The following is a 23,159-nucleotide window of genomic DNA, read 5'->3' on the forward strand; positions in this document are numbered from 1 at the left end:
TCTCCTTGATTCAGTGCCAAATGGCCTTGGTCCCAGCCACAAAGAGAAGATCCACGAGTTGTCCGATGTCCGCCTTCTGGACACCTTCCGCCGGCCGTTCGATCGCCCGTTCGCGCAGGGAGAATTCATCGGCAAGGACGGTGACGCCGCTGCGCGTCAGATCCGCATATCGCTCGCTGAATTTTGCCCCCGGGCGAGTGGAAAGCACGCCGTTTTGAACCAGGAACAGTGTGACCGTGTTGCCCCTCTGGCGTACGCCCCTGACCAGTTCCTCGACGTGCTGGGTATCCCCGGCACCATATGGACCGCGCGATTCAACGAACAGGTAATTTGCCATGTCAGCCTCCAGCCCGCAGAAACAGTTCCCACCGATGTGTTGCCCCTGTGTCGCGCCAGTCGCAACGGGCACTCGACTCGCCATGCGGCGCGTGGGCCGCGCACAGCTCATGAACTGGGTATAGCAGAACGGACAGATAGTCCAAGTAACTCTACGTGTTACAGCTCGGGAAGGCTTATGAGTGTGGTCGCGCCGTTGTTGGAGCACGGCACAGGCAGGCGGCTTCTCCGGAGAATGCCGGCCGGTACGGGCCGGGGAGCGGACATTCCCCGGTAGGCGCGAATATCTCTTCCTGGCCGATCACTGCCAGATCGGGATGTCACGGATCGACCCGCGAGCGCCGTTGGGCAGCGAAACGCTTTGATGATGCCGACTCGATCGTCACTCGGCGTCGGCATGCCCACGATACGGCTCGCAATCCTTCCGGTCCGCCTCTGATGGCCCGCCGTGCTGGCCTGCATCCATCCAGCCCAGGTTGAATTGGGTATGGCTGTAATGGCACAGCAGCGTTGGCTTGCCGGCCACGGCCTTGCTGTCCACTGTCAAGGTATCCAGTTTGAGTGGCACTGAAGGAAATACGACATCAGCCAGCCCGATCTGGTTGGCGAAATTTTTGGTTTTGTATTTATCGATCCACCATTCCGCAGCCTTGCCGGATACGACACGATAGCCAATGGGGGCCGTCTTGGGCGTGGCGTAATACAGTGCCATTGCCTGGTTCAGCCGTGCATCGTCGCCAGACTCGAAGTGAAAAAGCTTGCTGGGAACAAATAGATCGGTGGGGTTGTCCGTTCTATCGGAATTGAATTTTGGCTGGTTCACAAAAATCCACTGATGATCGTCGTCATAAATCACCAGTTGCACATTCAGATCCTGGGGGTAGGCGAGGTTGTTGAATTCCTCGAACTGTATGTAGCGATTGCCTCGTGCCGGTTTGCCGGTTTTCTTGTTGTCGGCCAGATTTTCAGGATTTAAAAAAACGACTTCAGGGTAACTGTCGAACGAACCCATCAGGCGATATTTTGTGCCAGGCACATAGGCAGAGAGCGGGCGACGCATCGGGGCATTCACGCCCTGGACTCTCCAGCTGACCGCATGCGCTTCATCAAGAAGGTTTTTCCAGTCAGGACGTATCCCGCTCTTCAGGGCAACCAGATTTTGCCGGTAACACTCATCGTGTGGGGGATCACATTGCTGATACATGTAAAGGTTGATGCCGTCGTTTTCCAGTGCCAGCCATGGACGTGGATCAGTAGGAAAGCTATAAACCTCGTTATATTTCTGCGTCTCGAAATTGGGCACGATCATGGGTGGGCAGCCCGCCAGCAACGCACTTATCGGTGCCAGTGAAAGCCATTTTGCCATTTGAAAATATCGTGATTTAAAAATTCCGGGCTTGCTGTTCATTATATTCTGTCGTTTTTGAGTCGGCATCTTTGGTCTGGAAGCTTGTTTTGCCTGTCGCCGACGCCCCCGATGGATTCAGGTGAATGTATCGAATATTTGTTTTGGAAACAAGTCCGTCAACTGCTGCAGATTGTGGCTGTCGGGGTTTCGTGATATTCGAGAAGAACAAAAAAGGCCGACGGGCAGGATGCCCGTCGGCCTTTTTTCGAATGCGGGCGCGCTGCGCCGCGCGTTGTTACTTCGCCGCGAGCGCGGTCGCCACGCGCTTGTCGGTCCACGCGTTGTCGGCGACGCTCAGCTTCTGCGGAATCAGCTTTGCCCCGTAGAACGCGTCGGCGACGCCTTGCTGAACCGCGACGATCTTCTCGTCGATCGGCACCGCGCCGAACGGCACGCGCTTGATCCAGGTCTCGACGAGCGATTGCGGCAGGCCGACCTTCGGCGCGATCAGCGCGGCCGTGTCGGCCGGATGCTCGTTGACCCACTGGCCCGTCTCGCGCGCCTGCTTCAGGATCGTGCCGACCACGTCGGGATGCTGCTGTGCAAAATCCCGCGTCGCCTCGTAGAAGTTGTTCGCGGGCGTGAGGCCCGTGTAGTCGGACAGCGTGCGGACCTTCAGCGCGTTCTGCGCGGCCGCGTAGTACGGATCCCAGACGGCCCACGCGTCGACGTTGCCGCTCTCGAACGCGGCGCGCGCGTCGGCGGGCGGCAGGTACACGGGGCGGATCTCGTCGTAGCGCACGCCGGCCTTCTTCAGCGCCTCCAGCAGCAGGTAGTTCGCGCTCGAGCCTTTCTGCAGCGCGACCTTCTTGCCGCGCAGGTCGGCGAGCGAGCGGATCGGCGAATCGGCCTTCACGAACACGGCTTCGTTGTGCGGCGATGGCGGTTCCGCGCCGACGTACACGAAGCGCACGCCGGCCGCCTGCGCGAACACGGGCGGCGGCGCGCCGGTGTAGCCGAAGTCGATGCTGTTCGCGTTCAGCGCTTCGAGCAGTTGCGGGCCTGCCGGGAATTCGAACCACTGAACACCGTAGCCGAGCGGCTTGAGCCGCGCCTCGAGCGCGCCTTGCGCCTTGATGATCGACAGCAGGCCGGCCTTCTGGTAGCCGATGCGCACGACCTTGTCGGCGTTGCCTTGCGCGAAGGCCGACACGGCGGTCAGCGCGACGAGCGTCGTCGCGGCGGTGCGGGTGATCCAGCGGGTGAAACGAATCATCGAACGGACTCCATGCGAAACGTCTTCGGGGGAGCGGCGGCCGCCGCTCGGTTGGAAGAATCGTCGCATGGGCGATCGCGCCCGCGAACCAAGCATTGCCAATATGAATATGACGGCGGCGCGCCTATGCTTTGTCGCCGTCGCCTTGCATGTCGGGCGCGCCGGTCTGCCGCGCGGCCTCGTCGCTGAGCTTCCTGTCGAGGATCGTCGCGACGCGGCCGCCGAGGTACGCGCTCGCCGCGGCTTCGAGCGCGCGGTTCGTTTCGCCTTCGACGAACACGGCCGCGAGCGGACGCAGGCGCCAGATCGCGTCGACCAGCGCGGGCACGTCGGTCGGCGGCGGCAGCGTGCCTTCGTCGTAGCGGTCGAGCCGCTTGACGACGAGATCGACGAGCAGCCGCGCGATCGCGTCGAAGTGTGGGCGCGCGAGGCTGATCACGTCGAGCAGTTCGCGCGGCGGGATGCCTTCCTTCGTCATTGCGGCCGCCGCCTCGAGCAACGCGGGGCTCTTCGCGACGAACGACAGGCCATGCCGCTCGAGCAGGCCGAGTTCGGTCACGCGCGCGAGCTGCGCAGGCGTCTGCGGGCCGAACATCTGCGTGAGCGCGGCGAGCGAATAGGTCTTCGGCAGTTCGTGCGACCAGCGGCCGCCGATCGCGTTTTCGAGACCGAGGATCGAACGCAGGTCGTGGCCTTCGTCGATCGCCATGATCAGGTCCTGGATGTTCGACAGCGTGTAGCCGCGCGCGAGCAGGTGGTTGATCAGCTTCAGGCGGGCGACGTGCGTGTCGTCGTAGATGCCGACACGCCCGCGCTTCTCGGGCGGCGCGAGCAGGCCGCGATCCTGGTAAGCGCGGACGTTGCGCACGGTCGTGTCGGATACGCGCGCGAGCTCGTCGACCGTGTACTCGTTGCGGGTGGTGTCCGCAACGGCCTCGTCAGGTGTGGTGTGAGTCGGTTTTGGCATGCGGCCATTCTAGCGCGACGCGGCAGGCGCGGGCGAGGCGGGGGGCGTGCGCGCGCCGTCGCCGAGCGGGCGCTGCAGCAGCGCGGTGTCGATCCAGCGGCCGTGCTTGAAGCCGACCGCCTTCAGCGTGCCGGCCGGCTCGAAGCCGAACGCGCGATGCAGCGACGTCGAGCCGCCCGTGCCGCCGTCGGCGATCACCGCGACCATTTGCCGCCAGGGGCCGGCCTCGCAGCGCGCGATCAGGGCCGCGAGCAGCGCTCGGCCGGTCCCGCGCCCGCGCTGTGCCTCGTCGATATAGATCGAGTCCTCGACCGTGTGGCGATACGCGCTGCGCGTACGGTACGGCGTCGCGTACGCATAGCCGGCCACGCGGCCGTCGCATTCCGCGACGAGATACGGCAGCCCGTCGCGCAGCACGGCGGCGCGGCGCGCGCGCAGTTCGGCGACGTCGGGCGGCGTTTCCTCGAACGACGCGACGCTGTGGCGGACGTGATGCGCGTAGATCGCGTGGATGGCGTCGAGGTCGGCGTCGGTCGAGTCGCGGACGATGCAGGCGGCTGGCTTGGCGGACATGGTGACGGGGCGACAGGGTGGCGATTCGGGAAACCGCTACTATGCGGGCGATCGCCGGGGCCGTAAAGCGGCGGCCGCGCGTCCGGCGTCGCGGCGTTCAGTGCGGCGGCCGCTTCTTCTGCGTGTCGCGCGGCAACTCGTTGAAGCGGGCGAAATAGTACGCGGAAAAGCGGCCGAGGTGCCCGAAGCCGAACGTCAGCGCCGTATCGGTGATGCTGGCCATCGGGTCGGTCAGCAACTGCACGCGGGCGGCGTCCAGGCGGATGTTGCGCAGCAGCTCCATCGGGGTCGCGCCGTGGTAGCGGCGACACAGCACGTTCAGCGTCCGAAAGCTGACGCCGGCCGCCCTGGCGAGATCTTCGAGCGAGATCGGCGCACAGAGCCGCGCGTGGATGAATTCGAGCAGCGCATCCATCTGCCTGATGCCGCCCTGCGATGCGGATTCCGCCGACGCGCCGCGCAATTCCGGCGCCGGGCCGGCATGCGCCGCGGCGAGCTGCGGCGGGCGATGCACGAGCAGGAACAGCGCGAGGCTTCGTTCGAAGTGGTCGCGCCATTCGGCCCGTATGCCGCCGTCGTCGGCAACGGCGAGGACGTTGAGCAGCGACTGCGCAATCAGATCCCATTGCGACGCAAGCGCGCTCGGCAGCAGGAACCCCGGCGCGAGGCCGGGCGCCTCGTCGTCGGGCGGGCGGCAGCAGACCAGGCGCATCAGCGAATCGGGCACCTTGACGATCAGCTGACGGGTGCCGGGACGCCAGCGCAGGCGCACGCGCGTCCTGGGCGCGAGCACGGCGGTGCGCCCTTCGGACACGTCCATCGCGTGCCCGTCGCACTCGATTTCGGCGCCGCCCGCGAGCGACGTGTGGACGAGCGAAAAGCCGTCGAACGGGCGCGGGGTGACCTCGACTTCGGCGCCGTACTGCAATGCGTAGACGGTCAGGTGATTCAACTGCCCCTTGAAAAGCGCCGCGTCGGGCACGCCCCGCTGCCAGCGCAGCGCATGCTCGGCCAGCTCCATCGAGACCTGCTCGTGCGCATCCATGCGCAATCCGGATCGGAACAGGCAATTCCGATACAGCGCGGACAGCACTTCCGCATTGGGGGTGAGGGGCATGGCGTCTCCTGCGTGGCGTTTCTTTGCTGCGCATCCGGCTGGCCGCGGATGCGCGTCACGCCGCATCGGTTTCTCTTGTGTCTGGATCTCCTGAACGGATGATATTGATCTTCGTCAGGTTTGTGTAAGGTATCGCAGGAATCGGATGGTCCTCGTGCCCGCCCACGCAAAATCCGGATAGCGCGCGGAAAAAGCGGATCAAATTCGAGGGCCGCGTGCAAATTCCGGATAGTGAAAATCATTGTGGCTTCCTACACTGCGCCGGTATCTGGACGGAAACCGGCGCCGTCGATCGCAGCCCATTCCACGATCATGCTTCGTACAACTACGAAAATGATGGACTGAACGCGTCGCGCGACGGTTGCCGCCGGGCCTGAACCCCATCTGAAAAAAGGAATCCACATGCGTCAAATCAACCTGCAGGCGCTCTCGGACGACGCGCGGCTGGGTCCGCTGCACGGCGTCGTGCTGTTCTGGTGCGCGTTGATCATCGTGTTCGACGGCTACGACCTGGCGGTGGCCGGCATCGCGCTGCCGGCGATCATGCAGGAGATGGGCGTCAATCCCGCACAGGCAGGCTTCATGGTCAGCTCGGCGTTGTTCGGCATGATGTTCGGCAACATCGTGTTCGGGACCGTCGCCGAGCGGATCGGGCGCCGCTGGGCCATCGCGGCCTGCCTGACGCTGTTCAGCGTGTTTACCGCGGCGGCCGGACTGGCGCCGACGCCCGCGCTGTTCGGCGCCGCCCGGTTCCTGGCGGGCATCGGCATCGGCGGCGTGATGCCGAACGTGATCGCCCAGATGACCGAGTACGCGCCGCGGCGCGTGCGCAGCACGCTGGTGACGCTCATGTTCAGCGGCTATTCGGTCGGCGGCATGCTGGCGGCCGTGATGGGCAAGGGGATGATCGAGGCGTACGGATGGCAGTCCGTGTTCGTCGCCGCGGGCGCCCCGGTGCTGCTCGTCCCGCTGCTCGTGAAGTGGATGCCGGAATCGCTGCCGTTCCTGATCAGGCGCGGCAGGACGGACGAGCTCGCGCGCATCGCGCGCCGGCTCGATCCGGCGTACCGGCCTCAACCGGGCGACTGCTATGTCGTCCCGCGCGAGGACAAGGCAGGCAACGCGCCGGTTCGCCAGCTGTTCGACGACGGTCGCGGATTCAGCACGGTCATGTTCTGGATCGCCTGCTTCATGTGCCTGTTCATGGTGTATGCGCTGAGCTCGTGGCTGACCCGGCTGATGGCGGGCGCGGGCTACAGCCTCGGCTCCGCGTTGACGTTCGTGCTGGTGCTGAACGCCGGTGCGATGGTCGGCGCGATCGGCGGCGGCTGGCTGGCCGATCGCTTTCCGATCAAGACGGTGCTGGTGTCGATGTATCTGCTCGCCGCGGTGTCGATCACGCTGCTCGGCTACGAGATGCCGACCGCGCTGCTGTTCGTGCTGGTCGGCCTGGCCGGCGCGTCGACCATCGGCACGCAGATCGTCAACTGCGCGTATGCGGGGCAGTTCTATCCGATGGCGATCCGCTCGACCGGCATCGGCTGGACGCTCGGGGTCGGCCGCAGCGGCGCGATCCTGGCGCCGATCGTCATCGGCGCGCTGGTGGGCATCGATCTGCCGCTGGAACAGAACTTCATGGCGATCGGGCTGCCCGCGCTGGCGGCGGCCGTCGCGGTCGGCCTGATCGATCACCGGCGTTCGGCGTCGCATCACGGCCGCCCGGCGTCCGTCGGCGAGCGGCAGGCGTCGCACGCCCGGCAGTCCTGAGTCGCGCATCGGCGGGGCGCCGGCGCGAGGCCGGCGGCTGATCGCGCGCGGCAACGCAGCGTCGTTCGTCTCATGGGAAAAATTCAGTCATGCATATCGACTCGGTCGCGTTGAAGGCGATGGTGAAGGGGAGTGCGCCCGCATTGGCGCTGATGGCGGCATCGGGGATCGCGCATGCACAAGGCGGCGTGACGCTGTACGGCATCGTCGATACCGGCGTTTCGTACTACAACCATGCGGCGAAGGGTGGATCGGCGGTGGGCATGCCGCATCTGACCGGCGAAGTGCCGTCGCGGTGGGGGGTGAGGGGCGCCGAAGACCTGGGCGGCGGCTACCGGGTGTTCTTCGTGCTGGAAAACGGCTTCCAGCCCGGCACGGGCGGGTTCAATTACGGCGGGCGGCTGTTCGGCCGGCAGGCGAACGTGGGCGTGAGCAGCGAGGTCGGAACGCTCACGCTCGGCAGGCAATTGAACATGACGGCCCATGCGCTGGCAAACGCCGACGTGATCGGGCCGTCCATTCATTCGCCGAGCAACTTCGACGCCTATCTGCCGAATGCACGCAGCGACAACGCGATCGGCTACCTGGGCAAGTTCCGCGGGCTCACGATCGGCGGCACCTACAGCTTCGGCCGCGACGCCGCCGGGCCGGCCGGGCCCTCGGCCACCGGCTGCGCGGGGCAGGTGCCGGGCAATCTGCTCGCGTGCCGGCAATATACGGTGCTGGTCGCATACGACGCGACACGCTTCGGCGTCGCGGCGTCCTACGACGTGAAGCGCGGCGGGGCGGGCGCATCGGCGCCGCTCGACAGCAGCGCCCATACGAGCACGCACAGCGTCATCGACGGATACGCGCTGCTGGGGCGCGCGAAGCTCGGCGCGGGATGGATACGGAACAACATCGCGGCGGCTACCCATTTGCAGACCGACATCTTCTTCGCCGGCGTCACCTATACGCTGGCGCCGACGGTGTCGTTCGACGCGCAAGGCACGCGCTACCTGCAACGCGGGCCGGCGCGCACCGCGGGCGCGAACGCGACCCTGCTGGTCGGGCGAGCGAACCATCATTTGTCCAAGCGGACGCGCGTCTATACGTCGGTCGGCTACATGCTGAACGGCGCGACGGCCGCCAAGGCGGTCGCAGCCGGCGGCACGGTCGACATGGGGCGGAACCAGCTCGGGATCATGGCCGGTCTGCAGCAGCGGTTTTGACAGGGCTGCGGCGTCAGAGCTGCCCGTCCGCCGCGCGCACCGCGTCCGCGATCGCGTCGGCGACGCGCTGGACGCGCGGCGACCGGCGCACGTCGGGGTGCACGACGAGCCAGATCTCGCGCTCGATGTCGCAGCGCGGCGCGTAGCTCAGTTCGACGAGCAGCGCGGGTGCGAGCCCGCGGCGGGCAGGCGCGGCCGTGGAGCCGGAGGCTGAGGCGGCATCGGCGACGTTGGCGACGGACGCGGCGCGCGGCCGCCCGGTTTCGCGCTCGCCCGGCGGCTGAAGCGCCGCCGTCACGGAATCGATCGCCGGATCATCGACCAGAAACCGCGGCAGCAGCGCGACGCCCGCGCCGGCCAGGCACGCGCGATGCAGCGCGGCAAGGTCGTTCGCGACGAACGCGAAGCGGCGTCCGGCCGCGAAGCGTTCGAGCCATTGCTGCTGCGGCGTCTGCGCGAGCGCGTCGTCGTAGCCGAGGAACTGCCACGTGTCGGGCGGCGCGGCCGCCCATTCGGGCGACGCGCACAGCGCGAAGCGCATCGTGCCGAGCCGGCGCGCGGCGAGCCCCGGTTCGCTCGGCCGCGACAGGCGCACCGCCAGATCGGCTTCGCGCGCATACAGGTTGGCCGCGTGCATCTCGCCCATCAGGTCGATCCGCAGCGCCGGCCACGCGCGCTGCGCGCGGGCGAGACGCGGCGCGAGGAAGTGGCTTGCGAACACCGGCGACGCCGACACGCGCACGACACCGTCGAGCGCTGCCGCCCCCTGCGCGGCGCGCGCGAACGCATGCGCGTCGGCTTCGAGGCGCGCCGCATGCTCGGCGAGGTGCAGCCCCTCGTCGGTCGGCGGCCAGCCGCGCGGCAGCCGATCGAACAGCCGGATGCCGAGCGCGGTCTCCAGCGCGTCGATGCGCCGCGCGACCGTCGAATGCTGGACCTGCAGCGACCGTGCGGCCGCCGACAGGCTGCCGCCGCGCATCACCGCCAGGAAATAGCGGATGTCGTCCCAGCTCATCGGCGGCGCGGATGCGGGGGCGGGATCGGTCGAATTTTGCACAGTTGTTGGGCGATCGGCGTGAATTCCGCTCGATTATGCACGATGGGATCATCGTGTCACTTCATTCGATTGCGAGGAACGTCATGACCCAAACTGCCGCCGCCATCCGGATCGGGATCGACCGTTACGGCGACGCCGGCGTGCTGCGCCGCGTGGATGCACCGGTCGCGCCGCCCGGCGCCGGCGAGGTGCGGATTCGCCAGACCGCCGTCGGCGTGAACTTCGTCGACATCTATTTCCGGACGGGCGCGCATCCGCTGCCCGCGCTGCCGGACGCGCTCGGCGTCGAGGCGGCCGGCGTGATCGACGCGGTCGGACCCGGCGTGACGGATCTCGCGCCGGGCCAGCGCGTCGCGTACGCCGGGCTGCCGACCGGCAGCTACGCGACCCTGCGCACGCTGCCGGCCGAGCGCGTGCTGCCCGTGCCGGACGGGCTGAGCGACGATGCGGCCGCTGCCGGGCTGCTGAAAGGGATCACGGTCTACATGCTGCTGCATCGGGTCCGGCAGGTCCGCGCGGGCGACACGGTGCTCGTGCATGGGGCGGCCGGCGGCGTCGGATTGCTTGCCACGCAGTGGGCGCGCGCGCTCGGCGCGCGGGTGATCGGCACGGTCGGGTCGGCCGCGAAGGCGCCGCTGGTGCGGGCGCAGGGCGCGGACGCGGTCGTCGACTATCGCGAGGAGGATTTCGTCGCGGCGGCGCGCGCGTTCGGCGGCGGCGCCGGCGTCGATTACGCGATCGACGGGATCGGCGGCGACGTGCTGACCCGCACGCTCGGCGCGGTCAGGCCGTTCGGGATGGTCGCGAGCATCGGGCAGGTGGCCGCGGTCGGCGCGCGCCAGACGATCGATCTCGACGCACTTGGGCCGGCGCGCTCGATCGCGCTGGCACGGCCGAGCGTGCTCGGTTTCATCGCGCGCGACGTCGACGGCTACCGGGAAGCCGCGCGCGTGACGCTCGAGCAGCTGGCGGGCGGGATGCATGTCGAGATCGGCGCGCGGCTGCCGCTCGAGCAGGCAGCCGATGCGCACCGGATGCTGGAAGCGCGGGCGACGACGGGGGCGGTGGTGCTGCTGCCGTGACCTGGAGGCGGCCCGCGGACGCAGTCGGCCGCTACGGGATGGGGCGGCGCGCAGGGTCCGGCGGGCGACGGCCGATCAAGCTGCCGCCTGCCGGCGTCGTCAAGCGCCCTTGCGCAGCGGCGCATCCTCGACGAACCACGCCATCACGAACGCGATCGCGATCACGGCCGCCGCCGCGAGATACACGACGTGCAGCGACCCCGCGAACGCGTGCAGGTACGCGTCGCGCACCGCGTCCGGCAACCGGTGCACGGCGGCCGGGCCGAGCGACGCCGGCAGCTCGGCGCCGGCCGGCAGCGTATTCGCGAGCCGCGTCTGCAGCCCGTTCGAGAACAGCGCGCCGAACGCCGCGACGCCGAGCGAGCCGCCGATCGAGCGGAACAGCGTGACGCCCGACGTCGCGACGCCCATGTGGCGGAAATCGATCGTGTTCTGCACCGCGAGCACGAGCACCGGCATCACCATCCCGAGCCCGATGCCGAGCAGCGCCATGTAGCCGTACATCGTGCCCAGCGGCGTGGCGAGCGACAGCGTGGACAGCAGCGCCATCGCGACGCCGCCGACCAGCGTCCCGGCGATCGGGAACACGCGGTACTTGCCGAACCGCGAGATCAGGCGGCCGCTCGCCACCGACATCGCGAGCATCCCGCCCATCATCGGCAGCAGCTGCATCCCGGCCTGCGACGGCGTCGAGCCTTTCACGACCTGCAGGTACAGCGGGATGAACGTGACCGAGCCGAACAGCGCGATGCCGACGACGAAGCCGATCAGGCTGCACAGCACGAAGGTGCGATGACGGAACAGCGCGAGCGGCATGATCGGCTCCGCGGCGAGCCGCTCCTCGTAGACGAACCCGCCGATCGCGACGACGCCGAGCACGAGCGTCATCCACAGCTGCGGCGACGACCACGGCAGCAGCGAGCCGCCTTCGCTCGTGAACAGGATGACGCAGGTGAGGGCGATCGCGAGGAACGCGGCGCCCATGTAGTCGATCCGGTGCTTCACGTGCGCGACGTGCGGCTTGAACGCGACGCCGATCACCGCGAGCGCGACGAAGCCGAGCGGCAGGTTGATGTAGAAGATCCAGCGCCACGACAGGTGCTCGACGAGGAAGCCGCCGAGCAGCGGCCCGATGATCGTCGCGAGGCCGTACACGCCGCCGAACATCCCCTGGTAGCGGCCGCGCTCGTCGGGCGGGATCAGGTCGCCGATCGCGGCCATCGTGACGACCATCAGGCCGCCGCCGCCGAGCCCCTGCAGCGCGCGCAGCAGGATCAGCTGCGTCATGTCCTGCGCGACGCCGCAGAGCACCGAGCCGACGAGGAACAGCACGATCGCCGCCTGCAGCACGATCTTGCGGCCGTACAGGTCGCCGAGCTTGCCGTACAGCGGCAGCACGACGGTGGACGACAGCAGGTACGCGGTCACGACCCACGACAGCTGGTCGAGCCCGCCGAGCTCGCCGACGATCGTCGGCAGCGCGGTGGACACGATGGTCTGGTCGAGCGCGGACAGCAGCATCACGAGCAGCAGCGCGGCGATGATCAGCCCGACGGGCGCGTCGCGGCGGGCTGCGTCGGCGGCCGGCGCGCGCGGAACGGTTTCGGTTTGCATGGGGGATATCTGCCATGGCAGTGAATTGCCCGGAAATATAGGGGCTAAAGGTTGCCTGGTCAATTTCTGCTTATCCTCAAATTGTTTCAGGCGTAACAAGAAGACGATGCGCGACGCCGAATTTGACGTAAATCACGGAACGAAAGAGGGCCGGACTCAAGTTTTCCGCAGGCAATCCGTAATCCAGAGAGCCGCGCACCGATCGCCGCGAGACTTTTTTTTACCGCCCACGTTCCGTCATGAACCTGAACGCCCTGTTTTCCCGATTTTCGATCCGGACCCGGATCTTCTCCACGCTTGGCCTGGTTGCGGGCCTGCTCGTCATTTCCGGGCTGATCGGCCTTGCCGGCATGCAAAGCTCGAATCGCGCGCTCGAAGAAGCGTATAGCGGCGAGCTGGCCTCGAAGACCGCACTCTCCGCGGCGACCCTGAACCTGACGATCGTGCGCACGACGCTCGACCGCGCGATGCTGCATCCCGAGGCGCCCGAAGTGCCGGATCTGCTGACGAAGGCGGACAACTACCTGGCAAAGGCGGACGCCGCGTGGCGCACTTACGCGGCGATGCCGCACGATGGCGACGAGAGCGCGCTTGCCGGCCGGATGGACGCCGCGCGCCAGGCGCTGATCGGGCAGGCGCTCAAGCCGATGTCCGACGCGATCCGGACCGGCCGCCGCGACGAGGCCGACCGGCTGCTGATGACGGTCGCGCCGCCGCTGTCGGTCGCGCTCACGCAGGCGACCGATGCGCTCGACGCATTCCAGGTGGCGCGCGGCAAGGAGGTGTTCGACACCGCGCAGACGTATTACGAATGGTTGCGCGCCGGCGCGGTCGCCGGCATTGCGTTCGGCCTCGCCGCATGCCTTGGCTGCGCGATCGGCCTGCATTTCGCGATCTCGCAGCCGCTCGCCCGGCTGCTGGCGCACTTCCGCCGCCTGTCGGACGGCGACCTGACCTCTGAGGTGCGCTGGGCGTCGCGCGACGAGATGGCCGAACTGGTCAAGGGCGTGCAGGGCATGCAGTCCAGCCTGGCCGACACCGTGCGCCAGGTCACGCGGGGTTCCGAGGCGATCGTCACCGCGACGCACCAGATCGCCGCCGGCAACACCGACCTGTCGCAGCGCACCGAGGAGCAGGCCGCCGCACTCGAGGAGACGGCCGCGAGCATGGAGCAGCTGACGGCGACGGTGAAGCAGAACGCCGACAACGCGGCCGAAGCGCAGGCGTGCGCGGGCAGCGCGTCCGAGATCGCGTCGAAGGGGGCGGCGGTCGTCGGCGAGGTGATCGGCACGATGAACGAGATCGACCAGAGCTCGCAGAAGGTCGCCGACATCATCGGCACGATCGAAGGGATTGCGTTCCAGACCAACATCCTCGCGCTGAATGCCGCCGTGGAAGCGGCGCGCGCGGGCGAGCAGGGCCGCGGCTTCGCGGTGGTCGCGGGCGAGGTGCGCACGCTCGCGCAGCGCTCGGCCACCGCGGCGAAGGAAATCCGCACGCTGATCGGCGAATCGGTCGAGCGCGTCGCGAACGGCTCGCGGCTCGTCGGCGTGGCCGGCACGACGATGCAGGACATCCAGCAGGCGATCGCGCGCGTGACCAGCATCATGACCGAGATCGCGGCGGCGTCGAACGAGCAGCGCGACGGGATCGAGCAAGTGAACCTCGCGGTGTCGCAGATGGATCAGGTGTCGCAGCAGAACGCGGCGCTTGTCGAGGAGGCGGCTGCTGCGGCCGCGTCGCTTGAAGAGCAGGCTGATGGCCTGCGCCGCGCGGTCGGCGCGTTCCGGGTCGCATAAGCGGGTTTGCCTGGCCGGCCGCGCCTGGCCGGCCGCGCCTGGCCAGTCAGGCGCGTTCAACCGGCCGGACCAAGCGGTCAACACCTTGCTGGTCGAACCCAACCGGCCAGTTTCCCCCGCCCCGCGCGCCCGGTCCCGATCGGCGCGCATCCTCCCGCCAGCCCTGTCCGGGCAATCCCCCTTACACGCGCGTGAGCTGCGCAGCCGCGCGCGCCGATGCGACGAGCAGCAGCTTCATCGTCGCGCGGGTCGCGCCGACGAACAGCTTGCGGGCCGCACGCGCGTCGAGCGTGTCGAAGTCGATCTCGGTGAGGATCACGCACGGCGCCGACTGTCCCTTGAAGCGATAGATCGAATCGAGCAGCACGTCGCCGTCGTGGTATTCGGGGTTGCCGAACAGGTCGTACTTGCCGGTAAAGCGCTTGACCTGGTGAGGCCCGAGCTGGTCGAGCGCCGCGAGCGCCGAGCCTTCGCGCCCGCGGTACGACAGCACCGCGATGTCCTGCTTGCGGAATCCGAGCGACAGCGCCTGCGTGATCGCGCGCTTGGTCGCGTCGATGCACGCGTCGGCCAGCGCGGCGGGTGATGCGTTCGCATCGCCGTAGGCGGACACGACGAGATCGGAGCCGTCGAACGGGCTGCCCGAGCGCAGCTCGGCCGCCAGCGGCTCGACGCGACCGACGACGTCGCGCACGAAATCGAGCAGGTCGCGCGGGCTGCGGTAGTTGGTGAGCGCCTTGAGCGAGACCCAGCCCGGCAGCGCGACCGGCTCGCGCATGTAGAGGTTCTGCAACGGATCCTCGAGCCACCACCACGCGCCGTCCGGCGCCAGCAGCCGCTCCAGCGCGGTCGCCCATGACGGATGGAAATCCTGCCCCTCGTCGACGATCAGCACGTCGAAGCGCCAGCGCTCGGGCACCGGCGTTTCCGCGAAGCGGGCCTCGAGCCGTCCGAACGCGTCGGGCGCGTCGAAATCCGGCGTGTAGCCGCCGTCGCGCGCGACCCAGTCGCACAGCTGGTGGTAGTTCGCGATCTTCGCGCCGGGCGGCGCGATCCGCGCGATGTAGTCGGCGAGCGGCCGGTTGAAGCAGACGTAGAGCACGCGCCGGCCCGCGGCGATCGCGTCGCGCATCGCCTGCACCGCGAGCTGCGTCTTGCCCGAACCCGCGGTGCCGATGACGCGCAGCCGAAACGGCGTGAACTCGAGCTGGCGCGCCCACGCGGCGAGGCCGCCGGACAGCCGCGTGACGAGCGTGCCGGCCTGCCCGACGAGCGCGCTCGTATCGGGTGTCAGCGCCAGCTCGTCGGCGAGGAAGTGATGGATCTTCGGCGCGTTCGCGATGCGCGGCTCGTCGGCGGGCAGGATCTGCTGAATGACCTGCGCGAGCTGCGCCTTGCGCGTCGCGTCGACGATGCGCTCGGACGAAACGCCCGCGATCGCGGCCTGGCGGATCGTGTAGTCGGGGCAGTAGAGCAACGCTTCTACGCCGTAGACGCCCGCGCCGAGCGCGGCGGTCAGGCGGCGGTGCAGCGTCTCCTGCGTGCGCGCGAGCTGGATCGGCACGTTGCGCTCGGTCTGCAGGTAGACCTTGACGAGCCCCTTCGGGGTCTCGCGCAAAAAACCCGCCTTCTGCTCGATCAGCAGGACGCGCCCGGCCGGGCTGACGACGACGAACGCCGCTTCGCCGAACACCGAGAAGCCCTGTTCGGCGCGGGTCCAGTGCACGCCGTGGTACACGGTGTAGCTGTCCGGCAGCGCGTGTTCGAGTGCGGCGAGCGTCTCGCGCTCGCGTTCCGCCGCGCCGGTCGCGGCGAGGCTTTTCCAGTCGTCGGGGATGAGGCGGGCCATGAGGTCGGACGCGGCGGTTGCCGGCGTGGGCGTGAACGGGTGCGGCTATTGTACTGAGGAACCCGTTCGCAGCCGCGCCGCGGCGCGTGCGCTGGCCATCCGGCCGATGGGAGCGGGCGGGGCGCTCAGCTCCGCGCGAGCCGTTTCGCGAGATCCGCGCTGAGGATCGCCATGCGCGCGGGTTTTTCGTAGCAGACCACGTCGAATGCGCGGATCACTTCGCTGATGTCCGCCTCGCTCGCGCGGCCGGTGAGCAGGTCGCCCGTCAGCACGAAGATCGGCGCGCCGGGGTTGTCGGACGTGCGCACCGCCTTGATCCCGGTCGCGGCCGTGCAGTCGTCGAACAGCCATTCGGTGACGACCGCGTCGAACGCCTGGCCCTGCAGCGCATCGACGAATGCGGTGAGGCCGTCGAACGTCGCCGTCGCGAAGCCTTGTCGTTCGAGATAGCGGCACAGTTCGGTCGCGCTGACGCGATCGGGGTCGATCACGGCGACGAGCAGCTTGTCGCTCTCCGCGCGGCGCGGATAGATTTCGATCTTGTGCACGTCGTACGCGTTCTGGTAGAGCACGCCGCTATGGCGCAGCACGCGCCAGCGGCCGTTCTGCTCGTACGCGACAAATTCGGGCCGCGCGCCTGCTTCGAGCGGCGCGCCGATCCACGCGGTGCACGGAATCTCGGCCACGCCCGCGTACAGCACGGCTTCCTGCGAATACGCGCCGACCATGCCGGGGTCGAGCGTCTGCGCGCCGAACAGCTGCGCGGCGGGCTCGCCGTAGGCTTCGGCGACTTTCTTGATCTGCGCGAGCGTCCACGGGCTGCTGCCGCGCAGTTTGCGGTGGCCCTGGGAAAAACTGAGATCGAGGATACGGCACAGCTCGGTGGTCTGCTGCCGCTTGCCGATGCCGTTGCGGGTCATCAGCTCGCGCACGCGCTCGGCGACCGCGAGGGAATCCGTGGTTATTGCTTCAGTGGTCATGCTACGGGAGCGGATCGGTTCAAGACGACGCCTTGCGGCGGAACTCGTCGGACAATCTCGGTGAGGTCCAGTGGCGAGCCGACCGGCCACGCGCGGAAAAGATAACTTTACCGCAAAATGGCATCGGTTCCCTGTAGTGAAACACGCGATTGTGTGAAAGGTGTTTCGCAACGTTACACAGAGTGTGTGTCTGGCCCTTGCCGGGCAAGGGCAGTTCAAAGCGTATTTAGAATTGATTCAAAACTCCGGGAATCGATGCCGATCTGGATCGGTTTGATTGCGGTCAAATTTGCACATAATCCGGGGGCATTTCGCTTGAGTGACGTTGCCCCGTCGTCGTGACGCCAGCGCGTTTCGCGGGCCCGCGCATGCGGCACTCGATGTGTCGATCGCCACGCAGTCGAATGCACGAAACAGGTCTTGGTGGAGTGGTCAAGTCACAGCGCCTGGCCTATGCTGGAGCAATTTCCGAGTCGCGGATACGACGCCCGGATCGAGCGGCAGCGCGATTGACGACGCACCATCCCCGGCTTGCTCGCCCTTCAATGCGGAGGCGGATATGTCGGAACGCGCAGTTGTCGATGAAAGCGGCTATCTGTGTTTCTGTGAGGCCTACGAGGAGCCCCAGGGCGTGTGGCGTGCGCTGGTTCGATTCGAACGCAAGAGCGACCACGTCGCGACGAAGGCGCACATTCCGGGCATGACGCACAAGGTCGAAGAGACATTCGCGACCCATCACGAGGCAATGGGCGCCGCGAAAGCCTATGCCAGATACAAGGCATCGCAAGATGAAACGGGCCTCTAGATGCGTCGCCGGCGCTTGGCGCGCGTGGCAGGGGCCGGCCGGCATCGCGTTGCCCGCGACGCGAGATCGTCGACGTTTTTGTCGATTTTTCCGATTTGACGTAACGTTACGGGGCGCCATCGCGCGCCCCGCGCCTTACCGACGATCCGGAAACAATGACGACAACCTACCCGCTTCACGCCAACCTGACCTGCGCCGACGCGGCATTTCCGACCGATGCCGACGTGGTGATCGCGGGCGCCGGCATCATGGGTTGCGCGGCCGCGTACTACCTGGGCTTGCGTGGCCTGAAGGCCGTCGTGCTCGACAAGTCCCGGCTCGCCGGGCAGCAATCCGCGCGCGCGTGGGGCTTCGTGCGCCAGCAGGGGCGCGAAGCCCCCGAAGTGCCGCTGATGATGGCCGGCATGCGGCTCTGGGAAGGACTGGAGGCCGCGCTCGGTTTCGATCTCGAATGGCGGCAGGGCGGCTGTCTCTATATTGCGGATAACGAGGCGGACTGGGCGTCGTTCCAGGCGTGGCTGAGCGTCGCCCGCGACCATGGGCTCGACACGCGCACGCTGACGCGCGCGCAGATCGACGAGCATGTCAGCGGCCTCGCCGCCCCCGCGCTCGGCGGCCTTTACACAGCGAGCGACGGCCAGGCCGAGCCGCGGCGCGTGGCCGCCGCGTTCGCCGCGCGCGCGACCGAGGCCGGCGCGCGTTTCTTCGAAGGCTGCGGCGTGACGGCCATCGAGACGGCGGGCGGCGCGGTTGTCGGCGTCGCGACCGAGCGCGGCACGATCCGCGCGTCGCGCGTGATCTGCGCGGCCGGCGCGACGAGCTTCCGGCTGCTCGACGGCGTCGGCATCCGGCTGCCGCAGCAGGCGGTGCGCGGCACCTGCATGCGCACCAACGTGCTGCCGCCGGTGTCCGCGTCGACGCTCTGGGGGCACGGCCTCGGCATCCGCCAGCGCAGCAACGGCGCGATCAATCTCGCCGACGACATGCAGGCGGACGTTGACCTGACGCTCGGCCACCTGCGCGGGCTGAGCCTGTTCTGGCCCGCGTTCTGGTCGCAGCGCGAGAAGTTCCGGCTCCACCTGAACGGCGCCGCGTGGCGCGACCTGGCCGCGCGGGTCAACGGCGGGCCCGGGCCGATCGAGCCGCGCGATCCGCAGCCGCAGCCGAATCCCGCGCACGCGCCGCGCGCGCTCGCGAAGCTGAAGGCGATCTTTCCGGCGCTGAAGGACGCGCAGGTCGTCGAGGCGTGGGCCGGCCTGATCGACGTGCTGCCCGACGGGATTCCGGTGATCGACGCGCCCGGCACGCCGGCGGGGCTCGCAATCGCGACCGGCTTCTGCGGCCACGGGTTCGCGATGGGGCCGATCGTCGGCCGGCTGCTCGCCGAATGGGTCGACACCGGCGCGCCGTCGCTCGATCTCGCCGCGTTCCGCGCGCGCCGCTTCGTCGACGGGACGATGGTGCGTCCGCGCAGCGTGCTTTGACGGGGGCGGGCTGGCGACGCGCGCCCATGGCACGCGTCCCATCGTAGAATCGACCCCCTATCTTCCAGGAGATCGCTCCGTTGGCTTCGCCCACCGCCCAGCGCCGGTCGCTGCGTTCCCGCCTGCGCCGCGCCCGCAATCCGTGGCAGGCGCCGCGCGCGCGCACGCTGTTCACGCGCCCCGCGACGTCGCCGCATCGCACGCTGCTGTTCCGCCTCGCCCTCGTCGTGTTCCTGTGCGCGCTCGCGTTCCTCGTGCTGTATCTCGATCGCGACGGCCTGCGCGATTCGACGAAGAGCACGCCGATGGGCATCGCCGACCTCGTCTATTTCACGATGGTCACGGTCGCGACGGTCGGCTACGGCGACATCGTGCCCGTCACCGCGCGGGCGCGCCTGATCGATGCGTTCTTCATCGTGCCGATCCGCATCGGCATCTGGTTCATCTTCCTGGGCACGGCGTATCAGTTCGTGATCCAGCGCGTCGTCGAGGAATTCCGCATGAAACGCCTGCAAAAACAACTGACCGATCACATCGTCGTCTGCGGCTACGGCCTGTCCGGCTCGATCGCCGTGCGCGAATTGCTCGAAAGCGGCGTCGATCCGGCGACGGTGATCGTGATCGACTCGCAGCAGCAGGCGCTCGAGGCCGCGACTTCGCTCGGCGTGGCCGGGCTGCTCGGCGATCCGGCGCACGAGGACCTGCTGCAGCAGGCGCAGGTGCACGCCGCGAAGGCGGTGATCATCTCGGTAACCGACGATCCGACCGCGATCCTGCTGACGCTGTCGGTGCGCAGCATCGCGCCCGACACGAAGATCGTCGTGCGCATCCAGGAGAACCTGTACCAGCGGCAGTTGCGGCAGGCGGGGGCGGACGTGATCGTGTCGTCGACGAAGATCGGTGCGCTGCTGCTCGCGGATGCGGTGCAGAGCCGCTATATCGTGCCATTCGTCAACGACATGCTGTCGACCCGCGGCCGCGCGACGCTGGTCGAGCGGCCTGCGATGAAGCACGAGATCGGCTGCATGACGAACGTCGTGCCGGGCGCGATCGTCGTCAGGCTCGACCGCGGCGGCAAGGTCCATTCGTTCTATGAAGACCCGCCGTGCCGGATCCAGGCCGGCGACACGCTCGTCGTGATCCAGTCGGCGCGGATTCCGGATCCGGATGTGTGAGACTTGCGTCTCACAAGTATTTAGCAAATCACCGACGTCCGCTGCCCGAATGAAATCGTCGGTCGAAAAACCTCGATTGTCGGCGCCGGCTTACCTGTGATAAAAGGTAGCCGCACGTCCGGCGCAGGCCGGCGGCGTTATCTACAACAGCTTTTCGTGGAACATTCAGAACATGGCAACCGGTACCGTCAAGTGGTTTAACGATACGAAGGGTTTTGGGTTCATCACGCCGGACGACGGCGGCGATGACCTGTTCGCGCACTTCTCCGAGGTTCAGGGAAGCGGCTTCAAATCCCTTCAAGAGGGCCAGAAGGTCAGCTTTGACGTCAAGCAGGGCCCCAAAGGGAAGCAGGCAGCGAACATCAAGCCGCTGTAAGTTTCCCGCGCCGCGACCGCGGCGTGTCTGCGCAGCGATCAGGCCGAAGCGTGATCGCTGCGCGTTTGGCGCAGCGCGTCGCAAGGGCGGGCGCGCCGCCGCCCTTGCTTATCGCTCGAGAAAGGGCCTCAACTTGTCCGCGCGACTGGGGTGCATCAGCTTGCGCATCGCCTTGCTCTCGATCTGGCGGATCCGCTCGCGGGTCACGTCGAACTGCTTGCCGACCTCTTCGAGCGTGTGATCGGAGGTCGTATCGAGCCCGAATCGCATCCGCAGGACCTTGGCCTCGCGCGGCGACAGCCCGTCGAGTGCCTCATCGATCGCGGCGCGCATATTCGCGTGAATCGCGGCCTCGGCCGGTGAACTCGCGGAGACATCCTCGATCATGTCGCCGAGCGTCGCGTCTGCATCGTCGCCCACCGGGGTCTCGAGCGAGACCGGTTGCTTGGCGATCTTGAGGATGCTGCGCACCTTCTCCTCGGTCATCTCCATGCGCTTCGCGAGGTCGGCGGGATGCGCTTCCTGCCCGGTCTGCTGCAGGATTTCGCGTGAAATCCGGTTCAGCTTGTTGATCGTCTCGATCATGTGGACCGGCACGCGGATGGTCCGCGCCTGATCGGCCAGCGCACGCGTGACAGCCTGCCGGACCCACCAGGTGGCGTACGTCGAGAACTTCCAGCCGCGCCGGTATTCGAACTTGTCCACCGCCTTCATCAGGCCGATATTGCCTTCCTGGATCAGATCCAGGAACTGCATCCCGCGGTTCACGTACTTCTTGGCGATGGAAATGACCAGGCGAAGATTCGCCTCGATCATCTGTCGCTTGGCCTGCCGCATTTTCGACTCCGCGGCGCTCATCTGGCGGTTGATCTGCTTGAGCTGCTGGAGCGGCAGCGAAACCCGGGACTCGATGTCGATGAGTTTCTGCTGCCCGGCCTGGATGGCCGGCAGGTGCCGCTCGAGCGCCGCGCCAAATTGCTTCGACGTCGCCGCAGTGCGGCTGGTCCATTCAAGGTCGGTCTCGTGGTCCGGGAACGACTCGACGAACGCGTCACGCGGCATGCCGCAACGGTCGACCGCGATCTCCAGGATGCTGCGCTCGATCGCGCGAACCTCGGTAACCTGGTCATGCACGCTGGCGCACAGGCGATCAATCGTCTTGGCGGTGAAGCGGATCGGCGCGAGTTCGCGCTGGATCTCCGAGCGCACTTGCACGGCGGCCGCGGAACGCGCCCCGTCGGCAGCCGGTACATCCGGCAACTGTTCGAACAGGGCACGCACGCGCGCGAAAATCGCAAGGCTGTCGTTCGTGAGCTCTTCGAGGCGGGCGGCGTTCGCTTTCTCCGAATCCCCGGCATCCGCTTCATCGTCGTCGCCGTCGTCCGGCTCATCGTCGGAGGCGTCGGCTTCCACTTCAACTTCATCGGCTTCAAGCGTCATTCCGCTTTCATCCGTGTCGTCGCTGATGCCATCGACCAGTTCGTCAATGCGCAGTTCGCCGGCAGCGATGCGGTCCGCGTCGGCCAGAATCGTGGCCACGACCGTCGGACACGCGGCGATCGCCTGAATCATGTCCTGCAGGCCGCCTTCGATACGCTTTGCGATCTCGATTTCGCCGGCGCGGGTCAGCAGTTCGCTGGCACCCATTTCACGCATGTACATCCGGACCGGATCGGTCGTGCGGCCGAATTCGGAATCGACGGTCGACAGGGCAGCTTCCGCTTCCTCGTCGGCCTGATCATCGGATGCAACGGCAGCCGTGGCGTCGTTCAACAGGAGAGTCTCTGCATCCGGCGCCTGCTCGTACACGGCCACGCCCATATCGCTGAACGTGCTGACGATCGTTTCCATCGCAGCCGTTTGCGTAAAGTTGTCGGGCAGGTGATCGTTGATGTCCGCGTGGGTGAGATAGCCGCGCTCACGGCCAAGCGCGATCAGCGCGCGCATCTGGCGCTGGCGCTCCTCGTCCTGGCGCGCCGTCGACGCGATGTCCGGCGGTGTTGCGACGCCCTGGGTCTTTCCCTTGGGCGCGCGGCGGCTGGTCTTCGACGTGACCGGGATCACACGGGATGCTGAATCGTCGCGAACTGGATTTGCCAATACATTCTCCTCCGCAGGTGGGCCGACGATCGTTGCGGACATCGCGGGCTGGTCAAGCTCGTCGAGGTGCGAACGAAATCGTGGGATGGCGCGCGGACAGTCGAGGCTGGCATGCCTCTCGCGGATTCTGGTGCGCGCGAAATGGGGAACCCTAAATTATACCGGATGACGTTGTGCGACGCAACACATCATGGGTCGGCGGCCGTGGCGCACCCGCTCGCGGATGAGCGCAGAAGAGTTCTC

Annotated in this window: 19 protein-coding genes; 8 read left to right on the forward strand and 11 right to left on the reverse strand. The window is 67.4% G+C overall.

Translation table 11 applies throughout. The features are described from left to right. Nucleotides 1-10: 10 nt before the first annotated feature. The 6 genes from ACFIMZ_RS25000 to ACFIMZ_RS25025 all read right to left on the reverse strand — a co-directional run bounded on the left by ACFIMZ_RS25000 (nucleotide 11) and on the right by ACFIMZ_RS25025 (nucleotide 5,617). A complete protein-coding gene (locus ACFIMZ_RS25000) occupies nucleotides 11-337 on the reverse strand; it encodes a DsrE family protein (protein WP_431824966.1) in 327 nt (108 codons plus the stop codon). 381 nt (nucleotides 338-718) lie between these two features. Further along, nucleotides 719-1,744 (reverse strand): hypothetical protein, encoded by a 1,026-nt coding sequence (locus ACFIMZ_RS25005; RefSeq protein ID WP_431824967.1) that lies wholly within the window; start codon nucleotides 1,742-1,744, stop codon nucleotides 719-721. A gap of 235 nt (nucleotides 1,745-1,979) precedes the next feature. After that, nucleotides 1,980-2,960 (reverse strand): sulfonate ABC transporter substrate-binding protein, encoded by a 981-nt coding sequence (locus ACFIMZ_RS25010; RefSeq protein ID WP_431824968.1) that lies wholly within the window; start codon nucleotides 2,958-2,960, stop codon nucleotides 1,980-1,982. Nucleotides 2,961-3,084: 124 nt separating this feature from the next. Beyond that, complete coding sequence (locus tag ACFIMZ_RS25015; protein ID WP_431824969.1) at nucleotides 3,085-3,927, reverse strand: MerR family transcriptional regulator; 843 nt, start codon at nucleotides 3,925-3,927, stop codon at nucleotides 3,085-3,087. A gap of 9 nt (nucleotides 3,928-3,936) precedes the next feature. Next, nucleotides 3,937-4,500 (reverse strand): N-acetyltransferase family protein, encoded by a 564-nt coding sequence (locus ACFIMZ_RS25020; RefSeq protein WP_431824970.1) that lies wholly within the window; start codon nucleotides 4,498-4,500, stop codon nucleotides 3,937-3,939. Between the two features lie 97 nt (nucleotides 4,501-4,597). Further along, nucleotides 4,598-5,617: an AraC family transcriptional regulator gene (locus ACFIMZ_RS25025; RefSeq protein ID WP_431824971.1), complete on the reverse strand. Its 1,020-nt coding sequence runs from the start codon at nucleotides 5,615-5,617 to the stop codon at nucleotides 4,598-4,600. A gap of 402 nt (nucleotides 5,618-6,019) precedes the next feature. Between ACFIMZ_RS25025 and ACFIMZ_RS25030 the strand changes: the two genes are divergently transcribed. Together ACFIMZ_RS25030 and ACFIMZ_RS25035 are read left to right on the forward strand one after the other, a co-directional pair. After that, nucleotides 6,020-7,384 (forward strand): MFS transporter, encoded by a 1,365-nt coding sequence (locus ACFIMZ_RS25030; protein WP_431824972.1) that lies wholly within the window; start codon nucleotides 6,020-6,022, stop codon nucleotides 7,382-7,384. A gap of 119 nt (nucleotides 7,385-7,503) precedes the next feature. After that, entirely contained in the window at nucleotides 7,504-8,595 is a 1,092-nt protein-coding gene (locus tag ACFIMZ_RS25035) for a porin (protein ID WP_431825359.1), read from the forward strand. A 13-nt stretch (nucleotides 8,596-8,608) separates the two neighbouring features. Here the strand turns inward: ACFIMZ_RS25035 and ACFIMZ_RS25040 are convergent, their stop codons facing one another. Beyond that, a complete protein-coding gene (locus ACFIMZ_RS25040) occupies nucleotides 8,609-9,610 on the reverse strand; it encodes a LysR family transcriptional regulator (protein WP_431824973.1) in 1,002 nt (333 codons plus the stop codon). Between the two features lie 125 nt (nucleotides 9,611-9,735). Between ACFIMZ_RS25040 and ACFIMZ_RS25045 the strand changes: the two genes are divergently transcribed. Beyond that, on the forward strand, nucleotides 9,736-10,734 hold the full coding sequence (locus tag ACFIMZ_RS25045) for a quinone oxidoreductase family protein (RefSeq protein ID WP_431824974.1): 999 nt from the start codon (nucleotides 9,736-9,738) through the stop codon (nucleotides 10,732-10,734). A gap of 99 nt (nucleotides 10,735-10,833) precedes the next feature. Here ACFIMZ_RS25045 and ACFIMZ_RS25050 read toward each other — a convergent pair whose 3' ends face one another. Then, nucleotides 10,834-12,348, reverse strand: coding sequence for an MDR family MFS transporter (locus ACFIMZ_RS25050; RefSeq protein ID WP_431824975.1), 1,515 nt, complete (start codon nucleotides 12,346-12,348; stop codon nucleotides 10,834-10,836). Between the two features lie 239 nt (nucleotides 12,349-12,587). Between ACFIMZ_RS25050 and ACFIMZ_RS25055 the strand changes: the two genes are divergently transcribed. Continuing rightward, entirely contained in the window at nucleotides 12,588-14,147 is a 1,560-nt protein-coding gene (locus ACFIMZ_RS25055; RefSeq protein ID WP_431824976.1) for a methyl-accepting chemotaxis protein, read from the forward strand. A gap of 181 nt (nucleotides 14,148-14,328) precedes the next feature. On the opposite strand, the gene ACFIMZ_RS25060 is transcribed toward ACFIMZ_RS25055, so the two are convergent. After that, nucleotides 14,329-15,996 carry an ATP-binding domain-containing protein gene (locus ACFIMZ_RS25060; protein WP_431824977.1) on the reverse strand — a complete coding sequence of 556 codons (1,668 nt, stop codon included), beginning with the start codon at nucleotides 15,994-15,996 and terminating at the stop codon, nucleotides 14,329-14,331. A 125-nt stretch (nucleotides 15,997-16,121) separates the two neighbouring features. Beyond that, the gene (locus ACFIMZ_RS25065; protein WP_431824978.1) at nucleotides 16,122-16,976 is read right to left on the reverse strand and encodes a helix-turn-helix domain-containing protein; all 855 of its coding nucleotides are present in this window, start codon (nucleotides 16,974-16,976) and stop codon (nucleotides 16,122-16,124) included. Nucleotides 16,977-17,535: 559 nt separating this feature from the next. Here ACFIMZ_RS25065 and ACFIMZ_RS25070 point away from each other — a divergent pair. The 4 genes from ACFIMZ_RS25070 to ACFIMZ_RS25085 all read left to right on the forward strand — a co-directional run bounded on the left by ACFIMZ_RS25070 (nucleotide 17,536) and on the right by ACFIMZ_RS25085 (nucleotide 20,816). Beyond that, a complete protein-coding gene (locus ACFIMZ_RS25070; RefSeq protein ID WP_431824979.1) occupies nucleotides 17,536-17,781 on the forward strand; it encodes a hypothetical protein in 246 nt (81 codons plus the stop codon). 155 nt (nucleotides 17,782-17,936) lie between these two features. Further along, nucleotides 17,937-19,265 carry an NAD(P)/FAD-dependent oxidoreductase gene (locus tag ACFIMZ_RS25075; protein WP_431824980.1) on the forward strand — a complete coding sequence of 443 codons (1,329 nt, stop codon included), beginning with the start codon at nucleotides 17,937-17,939 and terminating at the stop codon, nucleotides 19,263-19,265. Between the two features lie 80 nt (nucleotides 19,266-19,345). Next, a complete protein-coding gene (locus ACFIMZ_RS25080; protein WP_431824981.1) occupies nucleotides 19,346-20,440 on the forward strand; it encodes a potassium channel family protein in 1,095 nt (364 codons plus the stop codon). Between the two features lie 172 nt (nucleotides 20,441-20,612). Then, nucleotides 20,613-20,816 carry a cold-shock protein gene (locus tag ACFIMZ_RS25085; RefSeq protein ID WP_059610410.1) on the forward strand — a complete coding sequence of 68 codons (204 nt, stop codon included), beginning with the start codon at nucleotides 20,613-20,615 and terminating at the stop codon, nucleotides 20,814-20,816. A gap of 108 nt (nucleotides 20,817-20,924) precedes the next feature. Here the strand turns inward: ACFIMZ_RS25085 and rpoD are convergent, their stop codons facing one another. Further along, nucleotides 20,925-22,958, reverse strand: a complete 2,034-nt coding sequence (gene rpoD, locus ACFIMZ_RS25090) for an RNA polymerase sigma factor RpoD (protein WP_431824982.1) — start codon at nucleotides 22,956-22,958, stop codon at nucleotides 20,925-20,927. Nucleotides 22,959-23,159 lie beyond the last annotated feature (201 nt).

Origin of the sequence: Burkholderia sp. F1 (assembly GCF_050813845.1) — a bacterium.
In the GTDB taxonomy this organism is placed as follows: domain Bacteria; phylum Pseudomonadota; class Gammaproteobacteria; order Burkholderiales; family Burkholderiaceae; genus Burkholderia; species Burkholderia ubonensis.

Coding starts and splice junctions, on each gene's coding strand:
- rpoD (WP_431824982.1), bottom strand. CDS start 22,958: ATGTCCGCAACGATCGTCGGCCCACCTGCGGAGGAGAATGTATTGGCA.
- ACFIMZ_RS25060 (WP_431824977.1), bottom strand. CDS start 15,996: ATGGCCCGCCTCATCCCCGACGACTGGAAAAGCCTCGCCGCGACCGGC.
- ACFIMZ_RS25035 (WP_431825359.1), top strand. CDS start 7,504: ATGGTGAAGGGGAGTGCGCCCGCATTGGCGCTGATGGCGGCATCGGGG.
- ACFIMZ_RS25015 (WP_431824969.1), bottom strand. CDS start 3,927: ATGCCAAAACCGACTCACACCACACCTGACGAGGCCGTTGCGGACACC.
- ACFIMZ_RS25085 (WP_059610410.1), top strand. CDS start 20,613: ATGGCAACCGGTACCGTCAAGTGGTTTAACGATACGAAGGGTTTTGGG.
- ACFIMZ_RS25000 (WP_431824966.1), bottom strand. CDS start 337: ATGGCAAATTACCTGTTCGTTGAATCGCGCGGTCCATATGGTGCCGGG.
- ACFIMZ_RS25075 (WP_431824980.1), top strand. CDS start 17,937: ATGACGACAACCTACCCGCTTCACGCCAACCTGACCTGCGCCGACGCG.
- ACFIMZ_RS25070 (WP_431824979.1), top strand. CDS start 17,536: ATGTCGGAACGCGCAGTTGTCGATGAAAGCGGCTATCTGTGTTTCTGT.
- ACFIMZ_RS25050 (WP_431824975.1), bottom strand. CDS start 12,348: ATGCAAACCGAAACCGTTCCGCGCGCGCCGGCCGCCGACGCAGCCCGC.
- ACFIMZ_RS25010 (WP_431824968.1), bottom strand. CDS start 2,960: ATGATTCGTTTCACCCGCTGGATCACCCGCACCGCCGCGACGACGCTC.
- ACFIMZ_RS25040 (WP_431824973.1), bottom strand. CDS start 9,610: ATGAGCTGGGACGACATCCGCTATTTCCTGGCGGTGATGCGCGGCGGC.
- ACFIMZ_RS25065 (WP_431824978.1), bottom strand. CDS start 16,976: ATGACCACTGAAGCAATAACCACGGATTCCCTCGCGGTCGCCGAGCGC.
- ACFIMZ_RS25025 (WP_431824971.1), bottom strand. CDS start 5,617: ATGCCCCTCACCCCCAATGCGGAAGTGCTGTCCGCGCTGTATCGGAAT.
- ACFIMZ_RS25045 (WP_431824974.1), top strand. CDS start 9,736: ATGACCCAAACTGCCGCCGCCATCCGGATCGGGATCGACCGTTACGGC.
- ACFIMZ_RS25020 (WP_431824970.1), bottom strand. CDS start 4,500: ATGTCCGCCAAGCCAGCCGCCTGCATCGTCCGCGACTCGACCGACGCC.
- ACFIMZ_RS25005 (WP_431824967.1), bottom strand. CDS start 1,744: ATGAACAGCAAGCCCGGAATTTTTAAATCACGATATTTTCAAATGGCA.
- ACFIMZ_RS25030 (WP_431824972.1), top strand. CDS start 6,020: ATGCGTCAAATCAACCTGCAGGCGCTCTCGGACGACGCGCGGCTGGGT.
- ACFIMZ_RS25055 (WP_431824976.1), top strand. CDS start 12,588: ATGAACCTGAACGCCCTGTTTTCCCGATTTTCGATCCGGACCCGGATC.